Genomic DNA, 14458 nt, shown 5'->3' on the forward strand with positions numbered 1-14458 from the left:
TACCATGCTAAATGCAATTAAGAAAAATGGCCTTGTACTCGCGATTTTTGCGTGTGCTTCAACAGGTTTGGTAGCGGTAACTCACTACCTGACCAAAGACCAGATTAAGCAGCAAGAACAGGCTCAGTTACTGTCCGTGCTTAACCAAGTTATCCCGCACGATCTGCACGATAATGAACTGTTTTCAGCCTGTACTCTGGTTCAAGCCGAAGAGCTAGGCACTGAACAAGCGATGCCAGCTTACATTGCTAAACTCAATGGTGAACCAAGCGCGATTGCGATCGAAGCGATTGCACCAGATGGTTACAACGGAGCGATTAAGGTCATTGTTGGGATGAAAATCGACGGTACGATTTTAGGTACTCGCGTTCTTTCCCACCAAGAAACTCCGGGATTGGGTGATAAGATTGATCTACGAGTGAGTGATTGGATTCTCTCATTTGCTGGTAAGCAAGTGACGGATTCTAATCTTGACCGTTGGAAAGTTCGTAAAGATGGTGGTGACTTTGATCAGTTTACTGGCGCAACCATTACGCCAAGAGCTGTCGTTAAGTCAGTGAAGCAAGCGGTGCAGTACGTGAACCAAAACAACCAAGCATTGCTTGCTCAACCTCTAAATTGTGGTGGTGAATAATGAGTGACCATAAAACACTAATTAAAAATGGCATGTGGGCCAACAACCCTGCCCTAGTGCAACTCCTTGGCTTATGTCCGCTGCTGGCTGTCTCTTCAACTGTGACTAATGCTCTTGGACTAGGTATCGCTACCTTGCTTGTATTAGTCGGGTCGAACGTGTCTGTTTCTCTGGTTCGAAACCATGTGCCAAAAGAAGTACGTATTCCAGTATTCGTGATGATCATTGCTTCACTGGTAACCTGTGTTCAACTTCTGATGAACGCCTACGCGTATGGCCTTTACCTCTCTTTGGGTATCTTTATCCCGCTGATCGTAACCAACTGTATCATCATTGGCCGAGCTGAAGCGTTCGCGTCTAAAAACGAAGTGCTACCGGCTGCTCAAGATGGTTTCTGGATGGGCCTTGGCATGACATCGGTACTGGTTGTATTAGGTGCGATGCGTGAGGTTATTGGTAACGGAACCCTATTTGATGGCGCAGACCTGCTCCTTGGTGATTGGGCTTCGGTATTACGAATCCAGATATTCCAATTTGATAACAGCTTCTTGTTAGCCCTACTACCACCCGGTGCTTTTATTGGTGTTGGTTTCTTGATTGCTTTGAAAAACATCATCGACAACCAAGCTAAAGCTAGACAGCCCAAACAAGAAAAACCAGCCATTGAACGCGCTCGCGTTACCAATGCCTGATAAGTTACAGTAGCTTAAATCCTGCTGAGTAGCTCAACCGCTCAGCAGGTAAATAGATTGACCAAGCACACATAATAATGACGCTCATAAGAGCGCGTAACCGATGATAAAGCCTGAACCATTGCGGAACTTGTTATTTTAAAACGAGTAAGTTTGAAAGAACTTCGCCGGAACTCAAGCCCTAACTATTTGAAAGTAATGTCGCTATGAATAATGTAAAACGAGTAGAAATACTTGAGCGTTTAAGAGAAAACAATCCAAAGCCAGAAACTGAGCTTAACTGGAACAGCCCTTTCGAGTTGCTGATCGCCGTGCTCTTATCTGCGCAGGCAACCGATGTCAGCGTCAACAAAGCCACTGATAAGCTGTACCCTGTGGCTAATACTCCACAGGCTATTTTCGACCTAGGTGTCGACGGCCTAAAAGAGTACATCAAGACCATCGGCCTATTTAATTCGAAAGCAGAAAACACCATCAAAACGTGTCGTATGCTGCTTGACCTACATAATGGTGAAGTACCAGAAGATCGCGCTGCGTTAGAAGCCCTTCCAGGTGTAGGCCGCAAAACAGCAAACGTAGTGTTAAATACTGCATTCGGTTGGCCAACCATTGCCGTTGATACTCACATCTACCGTGTATCAAACCGCACCAAGTTAGCGATGGGTAAAACGGTCGACGATGTTGAGGCAAAGCTGCTCAAAGTCATTCCCAAAGAATTCAAATTAGATGTCCACCATTGGCTCATTCTTCATGGACGTTACACCTGTGTCGCGCGTAAACCACGCTGTGGCAGCTGTATCATTGAAGACCTGTGTGAGTACTCCCCACCAAAAAAAACGTAAAGAACTAACGTGCGATAAAGATAGGGATTCCAGTTGGAATCCTTTTTTTTGCTTTACAAATATTAAAAAAGCACATATGGTATATTTATGTGTAACTGACAACGAGCTTTGTAATGATTGATTTGAGTGAAAGTATTCAAGTTAGGATATACAAAGATATAGATAACGCTTCTTTTCCCGTAGTTGTTCGCGGGAGTGGTCTACCTTGCTGCTTGTACCTTAACGCTTATCTCAATGGCAATCATAAGTCCACACTTTCAAAGGTGAATTCAAAAAAGGGGAAATCAAAACAGTCACCATCATTCTACACTCGAAAGAAATATGCTTATGAGTTGAAATTTTTGTACTGCTTCTTCATGCAAAAGAACATTGACCTTGTCGAGCGTGTAGCAAGTGGCTCTTTTCTATCTATCGAGGAAATAGACGGTTATATTCGTGCTTGTAAATTCTATGTGGACACTGAGGATGAGAGCGAAAGCGGCACTGTAGTTAGCCTTAGCGATAAAAGAATTAGGGATGCAATCCATGCGACAACCAACAGTCAACCAGAAGTATCAGCGCATACTTTTCATCAACGCCTCAACCGTCTTAAAGCCTACATTGAATTTTTATATGTGTGCCATCACTACGATAAAGCTGAGACTGAACAGCAAATCTCCACGGATGACCAATTTAATAAATTCAAACTCTACATCAGTACAGCAATTTCTAGCTCCCGAAAAGACAATACCATCACAAAAGATCCCCTTGAATCGGTCATTCCATCCGATAAATTTTTTAATTTATTAGAGGTTATTCAAGAGCGTTCTTCAAACAACCCCTTCAAGTCGAGCAAGCTTCGAAATCAAATTATCACTCAGATATTGATTGATACAGGTGTTCGTGTTGGGGCTGTCTTGAAATTGAAAGTGAGTGATTTAGTGGACGATTGGGACAATCCTAGATTCCTGCTCACCCGAACCCCCGATGACCCTACGGACACAAGGCGTCTTCCCGCTGCAAACAAAACAAAAGCATTATCTGTTTCAATCTCTCACGATTTAATGAAGCTGATTAAGCTCTACATCGAAACAGTGCGCAAAAGTACACCAAACTCTCATGAACATGATTTCGTTTTCATCTCAGAAAAAGGAAGAACTATCGGAAAGCCAATGTCTTACAACGCAATTCACAAAGTCATTAAGACGATTGGAGATTGTGTTGGGATAGCACTACATCCACATCTACTTCGTCATAAGTGGAATGAAATCTTTGAAAACAAAGCCAAAGCCAAAGGGTTCTCACCGGATAAAATCGAAGACCTTCGCAAATATGCAATGGGTTGGGTAGAAGATTCAAAAATGGCATCAGTCTACAACGAGTTCCAGTTAGCCATGACGGTAGCTGAAATTTCATCCAAGAACTTGAGCCAATCCGTACCCAACCTGAGAGGTAGCAAATGAACAGCGCTGAACTTAAAAGCTTAAAAAAAAGCTATGAAGGTAAACGAACTTTTCAATCAAAAGAAACGGGTTACGAGTTTGATCTCTTTTCTGATGAATGGTTGCTTGGCTACAAGAAGCTGCTTAACCTTGGCTGGATGAATGCGTTAGATAGCGAAGCCTTTCTCGACCTACGACTGGCTATCGCGCACGCTGCCAAACATTATGCTTATTTAAGCATAAATGGGCATGTCAGCACCTTAAAAACCATTTGCGATTACTTAGAGCCAACGACTTTTGAGGCGTGGTGGTTAACGCTCACAGGCTATAAAAAGAAAATAAAAGATGCCCTATTCACATTTAGCAAACGAAGTCATGAGTACAGCAGCAGTCTTCTTACTCCGCTCTATGACCTCGTTAAGAATGAGAGTTTAGGCAGACAAGGTGGCTCAAAAAATATCCTTAATGAAACAACGGGGGCTTACAGTGAAATCGAGCGTGATAACCTTCTTGAAGCACTAAGAATTGAAACCCTCCATGCACTCAGCAGTGAGATTGCAACAGCAAAGCCTTTCACTCGCCTAAGAAACGTTCTGGCTTGTCAGTTGATGGTGGCCATTGTCAGAAGACCTACGCAACTGGTTAAAATTAAATGGTGTGACCTTTTGCGTGTGGGTCAAACATTTAAGTCGCACAAAGAAAGCAACCGTGATTGGAAGCCTTTAACACAGCATCATTTTTCTGACGTAGAGCAATTGCACCTACGAACCTTCAAAGGTAAAAATGGAGCGTTTAGAGTCGATGCCGAGTCACGTTCTCATCGCTTGGAGCCAAATCTGTCTGAATTGTTGCTTCAGTATTACCAAGTGTACGAAACCTTCCTTTGCGCTTCATTGAGCAAGAGCGGCGTTGTCCTCTCTGAGAGTGAAACAAAAGAGCTGATGCAACGACTCCCCTTGTTTCCAGACCAAAGTTTATTCTCCGCGAAATTTGATACAAAAGAGAGTCTCTTTCAATCCGTGAGCGATACATCCGAAGCATTTCACACCTCTTCAGGTTCTCTTAGAAGCAGCATTATTTACCTCTTCAATAAAAAGCTCGATATTAAAAGTGATCGCCTCGTTCATCAGCCTCTTGAATTTAAAAACAATCGCTGGCGTCATACCCAGTTAACCCTCGCCGCTTGGATGGGGTTAAGCCCTGCGCAAGTTGCTGCAATTACAGGTGTCACGATAGAAGCAATACAAAATTACCTTGATTTAAAAGCGCCTGAACGAGTCAAAATTGACGAAGCCTTTGCGGGTAACAGTGTCATACAACGTTTTGATAGCGTATCTTCGAAAGAATTACAGCAACACGCTGACTTTAAGGTGAAAAGCCCGTTTGATGAAGAGATGGGACACAAACTTAACCCGACTAACTGCTCAAGCTGTCAATCAAAGGGAGCCGCCCCAATAGGGTGCTATCCCTGTGATAACTTTCGACCTTTGGAAACCGCAAACCATCAGCAATATTTAGATAAGGCAGAGCGTAAACTGGCGATTAATAGTCAATCAGGCCACCCCGCTACGGTTAAACGACTGCAAACCATTATTCTCTATATCAGAGTGACAATTATGCTGTGCGAAGAACGACAAACCATGAAAGTGGGAGAGTGCAAATGAGTCAGATTAACCGCTATATTGATAATCAACACGCTTACGTCGCCAAAAAGAAAGCGCAGCCTCTGATTGGATTTACCAACGCTCAAGGTGAGCCTGCATCATGGGAGGATATTACTGTCACGTTTACCGACAGTGACAACAGAGCCCAGAATATTTTGTTTTGTAATCTAAATAGAAATAAGCCAAACGTGGGAACGCGCTTCACGGACGAGGATCGATTAGCACCTGAGACGCATGACTTATTATTTACCTATACACTTGATATATTGAAAGAAAACGTATCTATAAACTCTAAAAGAAATAAAATCACAGCCGCAAGACTCTTCCTTTGCCACCTAAATGAGAATATCGCGACCGCCACCCTTGAAAGGATTCAATCTGCCATCAACCTGATGACATACAGCGCTAACTTAACACCTTTTATCAACTGGCTGCATCAACATAAAATGCTCGCGAAAAGCTGTCAACCCGACATCAATACTACCAACGAAACAGTTAGCCGTAAAAGTGGCGATGATGCATTGCAAGCGGAACAAAACAAGCTTCCGTCGAAAAACGCATTACTGGCGCTCGGGGCTATCTTCTATGATGTTATTCCAGCCTATCAGGATGGTGACAAGGAAAATGTTGAGGCTTGGCAACCTCTTTTATTACCAACGCAAGAGCAGCGAGACAGCTTTAGTTGCACAATGGCAGCACTTGGCATGGCTTCACCCAATCGAATCGGCGCAGAGCAAGTGCTTTTAACAGTGCAACGCATAAAGCCTCACACACAAGTTGTCGATGGCAAGAAAAAAACGGTGCATTACCTCAACTGGCGAGGTTCGAAGGGGTACAAGGATAATGCAAACCACATTAATGCAGAAATGGTCGATAGCTTAGACAGAGCCTTGCACTACACAATTCTCGCTACAGAGCCTGCAAGAGCGCTGGCTCGGTTCTATCAAAAGCCGAACCGCCCTCTAAAAGAAGTGCTCGGTGAATTTAAGCCCAGCGATGAGAATATTGCCCTGCTTAATCCTTCCATGAGCAAATCAACCAACCTATTACATCTTGGCTTGCTGCTAGGCTTTTTTGACGGTAGTGACAAATGTGTGCGAGTTACACCTGACACAAAAGGGGCAACCGACAAAACAGATGTACGAAACCCGCATAATCCAAAGTTCATCAAGCCCGTTGCACAGCTTGAAGCCTTCGACACACTGGTGTTTAAGGAACGCTGTCCTTACTCTCAAGCGCTTACAGGAAGTAATTCCGCAATTCAGTCTCAATACGATAAGTACACAGCAGGCAAGAAAGAACCCACCGTGGCAGAGTTTCAGAATCACACCATCGAGATGAATCAATCTCACCTAAAAGGTTACAACAGGCATAAAACTAAGCATGTCGATTTTGAGAGCGCACTATTTGCCTACACACAAAAGCAGTTTGGCGGCAAAGTGACACACCCCTTCCTTTTAGTGCCTATAAGCTCGCTAAGTGGCCTCTTTTCTGACGACCTAATCAAAGGCAATAAAAATCGGCTTACGCTCTTTGAGCGACACGGGTTCTCATCCAGCTTTTTGCTCAAGCCGCACCAACTGCGCCATTGGCAAAATGATTTTCTTGCGAAAAAAGGACTGCCTCACCACCTTATTTCTATGTTGTCAGGCAGAAAGAGCGCCGAGCAGACACTGACCTATATCCATACCACTGACGCTCAAAACGCTTCTGTCATTGGGGATATCTCTTACTCTAATGAACCAGAAAGCGAGGTCGAAAATAAGCTAAAGCTTCGTATCTCGACCATGGAACAATTTAATGAGGCTATCGACAATGAAACGCCGACTTTTGTTCATGAGACAGGCTTTTGCGATCAAAACCTTGCCCTCTCACCCTGCACGTATATGTCGGAGTTTGAAACGCAATGTGCGTTATGCTCATCTTCTTGTCATGTAACCCATGATAGGGAGGCAATCGACTTACTCCAGAAGGATTTGAAAGTGCAAACGCACAACTTGGAAAGGGTTCAGGCGTCTATCAACTTTGAAACAAGTGAAGGGCAGCACAAGTGGTACAAAACCCATTATCGCAATACTTGCATGCTAAAAAAACTCATTGAAGTGCTGTCCGATGAGGCAATAGAAGAAGGTCGTATGGTGCGATTGCTAGCTCGTTCAAACAGCATAAGAATCACTAATTTAGAGACCCAAACGGTGGAAGAGCAAAAGTTAGCGTTGCCTGATGCCGAGCAAGCCCTGCAAGCTGCTATTGAGGCAAAAAACGACAATAAAAGAGATAAAGCCACAGATAATTTCTTAGGCTTTTTGGGCTCACTCTAGGGTAAACAATATGGCACTTAAATCACTAGAAACCGACCAACAAATTTCCATACAGGCCCTTATTCGAAGCTGGGAAGGCAAGTTAACCTGGGATTTATTAGTCACAAAAATAGAATCCAGCTTAGGTATTGCCACAACGAGACAAACGCTCGACAAGTACGCCAATATCAAGCACGAGTACAAGCAGAAAAAGCAAGTTTTAAGGGGCAAGCCTGTTTCGCCTGAAAACAAGGAATTGCTTACTTACTTGCAAAAAGACGTGGATTTAGCAGAAAAGGTGATACAGCTGGAAGCGCAACTTACGGTCGCACAGTCAGAGATTGGTAAGCTTCAGGCTTTCATTCAAAAGTTATCCAGCATAGGCAAAACTAACCCAAGTGTCATGGATGTGTTTCAAAAGACCTTACAAGACGTTGAGCGCAGCAATAAGTAGAAATAGAGCTAAACCTCGAATTACGATATAGCGAGAGATAACATGGCAAGTGGTCAGCAGAAAGCACAGCAAAACTTGGAAGCATTTGAAGTGTGGAAAGCCACACAGACGGACGATGACTTTAAGCAAATCATGTTCCGAGGTCAGCTTAATCGAAACGAGGTGGCAAAGGGCATCGGCTGTGGAAAATCGGCGTTAAACCAAAACCCTGCCCTCAAAGAAGCGCTCAAAGCCTTAGAAGATAAACTGCGCGGCAAAGGTGTCCTGCCACCGTTGAGCGACGCTGCCAACAAAAATGAGGGCAAACCTCAAGCCTACGACAACACAGCAAATCGAAAGCTGCTCGATTCAAAACGGGTGTCGTCATTAGAAGCTGAGAACATTGAATTGAAAGCCAAGGTCAGGGAGCTTGAAAAGCGACTTGAGCGCTTTGGTGAGCTATCTGAAACTTTATCCGAAATGGGGTTGATGCCACGATGAATAGCGCTTTGCATGAAGACCAAATGCGTGTCACCAGTATCCCTTATCGCTCGAACAAGATGGTGATATTCAGCGGTGTACCGCTGGCGAAAGACTCTTACAAAACTAATAGTGGGAAGTATTACGTCACAATCAAAGCCGACCCCGATAGTATCCCTGTGCTTCCAACGCTGGGTCAGCACTGGTCAGTCAAAGGCGCTCGCCAGATAGAAAATATGGAGATGGGTGATTATGTCATGCAGCAGCACACGTATGAATCACCCAAGCATGTTGAATGCATGCTGCCCGAAACTGGCGAACAACTCATTCGTTTTATCGCAAGAGAAACTGACTTTAAAGGCATTGGTGAAAGCAAAGCTAGGGCGCTCTGGCAGCTCTTAGGTAAAGACTTCCATGCCACACTGCAAAATGACATCCCAGACTCTAGAAAGCGTCTAACATCGATTCTGAGTGACGATTCAGTGGAAGCGCTCTTTAAGGGGTACGCCAAATATAAAAATCTGGCACATTGCAACTGGATGAGTGAGCACAACATCCCCGCCAGTGTGCAGCAACGGCTGCTCAAGCATCACGGTGAAGCCTCTATAGAGGTAATTAAAGATAATCCTTATGCTTTGATGGGCTTTGGTCTTTCGTTCAGTGCCATTGAAGATATTATCAAGGCAACGGATTTTAAGAGCGATGTTGCGAAGGATGACCCAAGAAGGCTCAGCGCGGCTCTGGAAATGTCTATTCGCAAAGAGATTGAAAAAGGTCACACCTATACCACTCATGCCAATGTGCGCCCTTACCTCAACAAACTATTGAAAGACAAAACACTGGTCACTCAGTCGTTCCAATCCGGCCATGATAAAGCTCAGTATATTTTAAATCCCGACACAGGAGCCTACCACCCAACGGCGCAACTTCTGATGGAAAGTGTCGTTGCCAAACGGCTTAATGCACTGACTAAGCGAAATGACTTATTTGATGAAAACGCCAATGCTGCCTATTGCTCTGCGGCTGCGGAACTGCCCTATGACTTAACCTCCAAGCAAATCGAGGCCGCAATAACATGCCTGGACAACTCTGTAAGCTGCATTACTGGCGGTGCTGGGACTGGCAAGACAACGGTACTTAGAACGGCTCTCAGGGCTTACCGTCAACTCGGCTTTGAGATACACGCGGTTGCGCTCAGTGGTCGCGCTGCAATGAGGCTACATGAGTCAATCGGCTTTATCACTTCAACTATTGCTAAGTTACTTCGTAAGGAACCGATTGAGCCAAGTGTTGAGCAGCCGAATCATCTACTGGTGATTGATGAAGCGAGCATGATTGACTTGCCGACGATGTATCGCCTTGTGAATCACATTCATCCCTCTGTACGATTGATATTCACTGGCGACCCGGACCAACTACCACCGATCGGCTGTGGTAAGGTACTGGCAGATATCGTTAAAGCAAAAACGGTGGCTAATACGATGCTGGATATCGTCAAGAGACAGGAAGGTTCAACGGGTATCCCTGAATACTCAATGCTCATCAATCAAGGTGTGATACCTGATCAATTAAGCACGGGGACAATACACTTTCACGAAACCAGCACAACAGACATTGCCAAAGTCTGTTGTGAGCTTTACCAAGAGTCCCCTGAAAGCAGTCGTGTCATGGCTCCAACCAAGGCGCTCGTATCAGAAATTAATAAACTCACCCAACAAGCGGTCAATCCAAACAGCGATAGCCTTGAATTCGAAATCAATGGCGACAAGTTCTTTCTACCACTTAGCTTGAATGATGCGGTTTTATTCACGCAGAATCATTACGAGAAAGGCATTCAGAACGGCTCTCTTGGCACTCTAACCAGCGTCAAGCCTTCTGGTGACAGTTACGGTGAAGTAACACTGGATACGGGTGAAAAGGTCGAGGTAACACAAACCGTTCTAGACTGCATGGAGTTGGGTTATGCAATCACCTTGCACAAAGCTCAAGGATCACAGTTCCCGCGCATCATTATCGCCCTGCAAAAAGGAAGAATAGTTGATAGAGCTTGGCTCTATACTGCAATTACGAGGGCTGAAAGTGAAATTCATATTGTCGGTAGTAGCAAGGAAATGAAGCAGATTACCGAAGCACTTAGCCACTCTCATAAGAGGAACAGTTACCTGGAAAAGCTGTTGCAGTAGTATTTTGTTGCAGTAGGTATTTAAAACTCGTTTATGCCCCAAGACGTGTTTAGAACGCATGAAACCATCATGAGATTTATTTGTGAAACAGGCTGTTTCACAAATCATTCTGAATCAAAAATGTCGGGTGGACGACACTTGTTACCAAGTGCCGTCTCCCTAAGAACCCAGCGTGCAACTTTCACTGCACTAGGCTCAAGCCTCCACGAAGGCATCGTTTGATACCCAGCAACTTATAAAGCAGTCGAAGCAGGTTCGTTCCAAGAGTTACGAGCTAGCCTTTTAGATTTTCTCTTTACCAAGTATTCTTGGTAAAGAGGGTCAAAGGGTGTCGCTGCACTTCGGATTTTCACATGCCTTTCTATTGGCACTTTGGCTATTTGGAAGAGATTGAACTGGCAATCCATATCCATGATCTTCTGCCAACCGTGAAACTGCCACTGGCCTTTTCGGTTGATGAAGTATTTTAGGGCGATCCAAGTTTTAGACTTTGTTGGATGGCGCCTTTTTGCCCAGTGCCACAATGTATGGAATAGCTTGTGGCCTACATATCCGAATACTTGTTTGGCAACGCAGTGTCGGTAGTAATTCGACCACCCCCTAAGTTTCGGATTTATCAGTTTGATAAGATCATTCACTGGTAAGGTTACGTGCGTTTTGACGAGTTCACGCAGATTACTCAAGAACATCAAAGTGTTAGATTTACTCGGTTTAATGAGCAATTTCCCTTTGTACTTCCTATGGTTAAAACCTAGGAAATCAAAGCCATCGTTGATATGAGTAATGTGCGTTTTCTCTTCGGATAATGTTAAGCCTCTTTCCGCTAAGAAATCAGCAATCAACGGTTTGATATCGTTCTCGAGTACTTCTTTTGAAGCGCAAGTGACGACGAAATCGTCGGCATATCCAATAAAGTTAGCTCTTGCTCCTTTCTTAAGCGCGGTAGACTTAATGCGCTGTTCGAGACCCGATAACGTCATCAACATCAAGGTGGGGGATATAATTCCGCCTTGAGGAGTGCCTTCGTCGGTGTCGTAAAACAGCCCTTTGTCTACAAAGCCTGACTTTAGCCATTGCTCCAACATCCGTTTATCGATGGCGATGTTATCCATAAGCCATTGATGCCCGATTTTGTCGAAGCAAGCTTTAATATCTCCTTCAAGAACCCATTTAGCCGATTTCTTTAAAGCCAAACACTTGAAGCACTGGTCGACAGCGTCAGCCGTGCTACGATTTGTTCTAAAGCCATAACTATTCGGGTCGGCAGTTGTTTCTGATATAGGCTCTAGCGATAATAGGTGTAGTGCTTGTTGTGCTCTGTCTATCATGCATGGGATGCCCAGAGGTCGAAGCTTGCCATTCTTTTTGGGGATATAGATACGCCTGAGTGGTTTCGCTTGGTAAGCTTTCCGACTCAGTTGATTTACTGCTTTCATACGACGCGTGTCTGTATTCCAGACAACGCCGTCTATTCCAGGCGTTTTACTGCCTTTATTTTGAGAAACTCGCTTAACAGCAAGAAGTTTTGCTGAGCGAGAGTGAGTCAGTATCCACTGCAATGCTTTTGCTTTGCCGTGTTTACCGTCTCTAGTTGCCTTTGCGATACGCATTTGAAGCTTTAAGACGTTCGCCTCTACGGCCTTCCAGTTAATGGATTGCCACAGTGCACTGTCAGAAGATGCACTAATCTCATTCGAAATCGTCATTTGCTTTTCTTCCTTAATAAAGTTCTTCAAACTCTCTCGCAACGAGAGACCAGTTGGAAGTGGGCTCACTTTCGTGATCAGGCATAAACCTGTATCTGCGTCATTACAATGCAGCCTTTGCTTTTTCCAACCTCCTCTACCCGCATCACTATCGGCCACAGGGGCTTTCCCGTAGGGAGAGATACAGGCTTACCGTGTTCCGTATGTCACGCAATGTCAGTTTAGATGCCCGCTATGGTGCGGAGAGTTCAATGATCACGAAAGAGCATGGGGCAATCTCTTTCCGACTCTCGTGCCTTTTGGCTACAGCGTATTAACCACTTCCGCTGTTTCACAACATAACGCACCTTACGCGGATTCACTTATGTTCATCATGCTGACTACCTAGCACTCACCCGATGTTGTGGTTATCAGGAGGATCGTTATCTCACGATTTCAATCCCGATTGGAAAATACCAACCTTCGTTACATTGTCAAAGCCGCTACTTTATTCAGGCTCCTAGGTTCATCTGGTGATACAGATGGTTCACTCGTTTAGCGGTGAACAGCGCTTCATACGACTTCACGTCGCACGCCCCAAAGCTGTTTAGAACAATTGCCCATCAATCTACTATTCATACTTATTTGCTATACCTGAAATAATGTTGTGATGAGTGATGTTCCTGAGAGTAAGCACTTTATATAACTCCCATTTGCAAGCGTTATGTGCAAATTTTTCCGATTCAGGTAGGTTGGACTCTTTTGCTCGCTTTCAAAAAGCGAGCAAAAGAGTCTAGCTTGAAATTACCCTAAAGCTTCAGCTGTAAGGATGTGGAGTGTCTAGAAAAGTGGGAGCGATCCAGCCTTCACCAGAACGATGATCCGCACCAGCAGTTTTGGACACTGAGTTAAGTGAGTACAATCACTAATGAGGTGAACCATGACAATTAAGAAGAAACGTATTATCCATTCTCCTGAATTTAAAGCAGAAACCCTGAAGCTGGCAGAGAAAGTGGGAGTCGCTGCAGCCGCAAGACAGCTCTCGTTACATGAATCTCAGATCTACGGTTGGCGAAAAGCCACAAAGAAGAATTCGAGTATTAGCCAACGAGAACAAGAATTGGCCGTTGAAGTCGCTAAGCTAAAGAGGCAGTTGGCAGAGCAAGCAGAAGAGCTAGAAATCGTAAAAAAGGCCGCCACCTACTTCGCGAAAAATCTAAAGTAAATTGCTATGAATTTATGCTCGAACACCTGCTGAGTTTCAGTATTTCCCGTATGGCTAAGGTGTTCAGAGTTTCTCGAAGTGGGTTTTATTATTGGGTTGAGAATCGCCACAAGGCGATTCAACGTGAGACAGAGCGCCAAAAGCTTGATACCAAAGTAAAAGAAGCTTTTGACGTTAGCAAAGAGCGAGATGGCTCAAGACGTATTCAGAAAGAGCTGGCAGAGAGCGGTGATAACCATAATGTTAAGACCATTGCCGCCAGTATGAAACGTCAGGATTTAGTAGCGAAAGCAGCACGCAAGTTTAAGTGTACAACAGACAGTAAGCATAAAATGCCCGTTGCTCCGAACTTGCTCGCTCAAGATTTTAACGCAACGGCTCCGAATCAAAAATGGGCAGGAGACATCACCTATGTTGCCACAAGCGAAGGCTGGCTGTACTTAGCTGTCATTATTGACCTTTATTCAAGGCAAGTTATTGGTTGGTCTATGGATACGAGAATGACGGCCTCACTGGTCTGTGATGCCTTATCAATGGCTTTATTCCGTCGAGGGTTTCCTGAGCAGGTTATAACTCATAGCGATCGAGGTAGTCAGTACTGTTCGAAAGACTATCGAGACCTCATAAGTACTTATAATTTAAAACAAAGTATGAGTAGAAAAGGGAACTGTTGGGACAACGCATGTGTTGAGAGCTTCTTCCACTCAATGAAAGTTGAAGCAATCCAATATGAGCCGATCATGACGAGAGAGCAGATGCGCCAAACGATCTTCGAGTACATAGAAGTTGATTATAATCGAACGAGAAGGCACAGTGCACTTGGGTATCTAAGCCCAATGAACTTTGAAAAGCAAAATGTCGCTTAGCTAAGTGTCCAGTCTGACTGGAGCAGATCACGA

General features: G+C 44.4%; 11 protein-coding genes. 10 read left to right on the forward strand and 1 reads right to left on the reverse strand.

What is annotated here, in order from left to right:
* Positions 1 to 4: 4 nt before the first annotated feature.
* The 9 genes from rsxG (at position 5) to QWZ07_RS17135 (ending at position 10649) form a co-directional block, all read left to right on the forward strand.
* Complete coding sequence (gene rsxG, locus QWZ07_RS17095; protein ID WP_017098008.1) at positions 5 to 634, forward strand: electron transport complex subunit RsxG; 630 nt, start codon at positions 5 to 7, stop codon at positions 632 to 634.
* Positions 634 to 1326: an electron transport complex subunit E gene (locus tag QWZ07_RS17100; RefSeq protein WP_004734044.1), complete on the forward strand. Its 693-nt coding sequence runs from the start codon at positions 634 to 636 to the stop codon at positions 1324 to 1326. Before rsxG ends, QWZ07_RS17100 begins: the two co-directional genes overlap by 1 nt.
* 206 nt (positions 1327 to 1532) lie before the next feature.
* Complete coding sequence (gene nth, locus QWZ07_RS17105) at positions 1533 to 2168, forward strand: endonuclease III (RefSeq protein ID WP_061038813.1); 636 nt, start codon at positions 1533 to 1535, stop codon at positions 2166 to 2168.
* 113 nt (positions 2169 to 2281) lie between these two features.
* Positions 2282 to 3610: a site-specific integrase gene (locus QWZ07_RS17110; protein ID WP_192853670.1), complete on the forward strand. Its 1329-nt coding sequence runs from the start codon at positions 2282 to 2284 to the stop codon at positions 3608 to 3610.
* Positions 3607 to 5253 carry a hypothetical protein gene (locus tag QWZ07_RS17115; protein WP_192853669.1) on the forward strand — a complete coding sequence of 549 codons (1647 nt, stop codon included), beginning with the start codon at positions 3607 to 3609 and terminating at the stop codon, positions 5251 to 5253. Before QWZ07_RS17110 ends, QWZ07_RS17115 begins: the two co-directional genes overlap by 4 nt.
* Positions 5250 to 7574, forward strand: coding sequence for a hypothetical protein (locus QWZ07_RS17120; RefSeq protein WP_225998503.1), 2325 nt, complete (start codon positions 5250 to 5252; stop codon positions 7572 to 7574). The genes QWZ07_RS17115 and QWZ07_RS17120 overlap by 4 nt, the downstream gene beginning before the upstream one ends.
* A gap of 10 nt (positions 7575 to 7584) precedes the next feature.
* Entirely contained in the window at positions 7585 to 8007 is a 423-nt protein-coding gene (locus QWZ07_RS17125; protein ID WP_192853668.1) for a hypothetical protein, read from the forward strand.
* 42 nt (positions 8008 to 8049) lie between these two features.
* Positions 8050 to 8487: a VPA1267 family protein gene (locus QWZ07_RS17130; protein ID WP_061038808.1), complete on the forward strand. Its 438-nt coding sequence runs from the start codon at positions 8050 to 8052 to the stop codon at positions 8485 to 8487.
* The gene (locus QWZ07_RS17135) at positions 8484 to 10649 is read left to right on the forward strand and encodes an AAA family ATPase (RefSeq protein ID WP_061040159.1); all 2166 of its coding nucleotides are present in this window, start codon (positions 8484 to 8486) and stop codon (positions 10647 to 10649) included. The genes QWZ07_RS17130 and QWZ07_RS17135 overlap by 4 nt, the downstream gene beginning before the upstream one ends.
* Before the next feature lie 233 nt (positions 10650 to 10882).
* Here the strand turns inward: QWZ07_RS17135 and ltrA are convergent, their stop codons facing one another.
* Positions 10883 to 12355, reverse strand: a complete 1473-nt coding sequence (ltrA, locus tag QWZ07_RS17140) for a group II intron reverse transcriptase/maturase (protein ID WP_192853698.1) — start codon at positions 12353 to 12355, stop codon at positions 10883 to 10885.
* Between the two features lie 919 nt (positions 12356 to 13274).
* Between ltrA and QWZ07_RS17145 the strand changes: the two genes are divergently transcribed.
* Positions 13275 to 14425 (forward strand): IS3 family transposase gene (locus tag QWZ07_RS17145; RefSeq protein ID WP_192854759.1). Its coding sequence is split into 2 segments (ribosomal slippage): positions 13275 to 13518 and positions 13518 to 14425, totalling 1152 coding nucleotides; the frame shifts between segments, so codons are not numbered across the junction.
* The last annotated feature ends 33 nt before the right edge of the window (positions 14426 to 14458 follow it).

Origin of the sequence: Vibrio lentus (assembly GCF_030409755.1) — a bacterium.
GTDB classification, from domain to species: domain Bacteria; phylum Pseudomonadota; class Gammaproteobacteria; order Enterobacterales; family Vibrionaceae; genus Vibrio; species Vibrio lentus.

Excerpts from the sequence above, each read along its gene's own strand:
- rsxG (WP_017098008.1), top strand. The coding sequence starts at position 5 with ATGCTAAATGCAATTAAGAAAAATGGCCTTGTACTCGCGATTTTTGCG.
- QWZ07_RS17100 (WP_004734044.1), top strand. The coding sequence starts at position 634 with ATGAGTGACCATAAAACACTAATTAAAAATGGCATGTGGGCCAACAAC.
- nth (WP_061038813.1), top strand. The coding sequence starts at position 1,533 with ATGAATAATGTAAAACGAGTAGAAATACTTGAGCGTTTAAGAGAAAAC.
- QWZ07_RS17110 (WP_192853670.1), top strand. The coding sequence starts at position 2,282 with ATGATTGATTTGAGTGAAAGTATTCAAGTTAGGATATACAAAGATATA.
- QWZ07_RS17115 (WP_192853669.1), top strand. The coding sequence starts at position 3,607 with ATGAACAGCGCTGAACTTAAAAGCTTAAAAAAAAGCTATGAAGGTAAA.
- QWZ07_RS17120 (WP_225998503.1), top strand. The coding sequence starts at position 5,250 with ATGAGTCAGATTAACCGCTATATTGATAATCAACACGCTTACGTCGCC.
- QWZ07_RS17125 (WP_192853668.1), top strand. The coding sequence starts at position 7,585 with ATGGCACTTAAATCACTAGAAACCGACCAACAAATTTCCATACAGGCC.
- QWZ07_RS17130 (WP_061038808.1), top strand. The coding sequence starts at position 8,050 with ATGGCAAGTGGTCAGCAGAAAGCACAGCAAAACTTGGAAGCATTTGAA.
- QWZ07_RS17135 (WP_061040159.1), top strand. The coding sequence starts at position 8,484 with ATGAATAGCGCTTTGCATGAAGACCAAATGCGTGTCACCAGTATCCCT.
- ltrA (WP_192853698.1), bottom strand. The coding sequence starts at position 12,355 with ATGACGATTTCGAATGAGATTAGTGCATCTTCTGACAGTGCACTGTGG.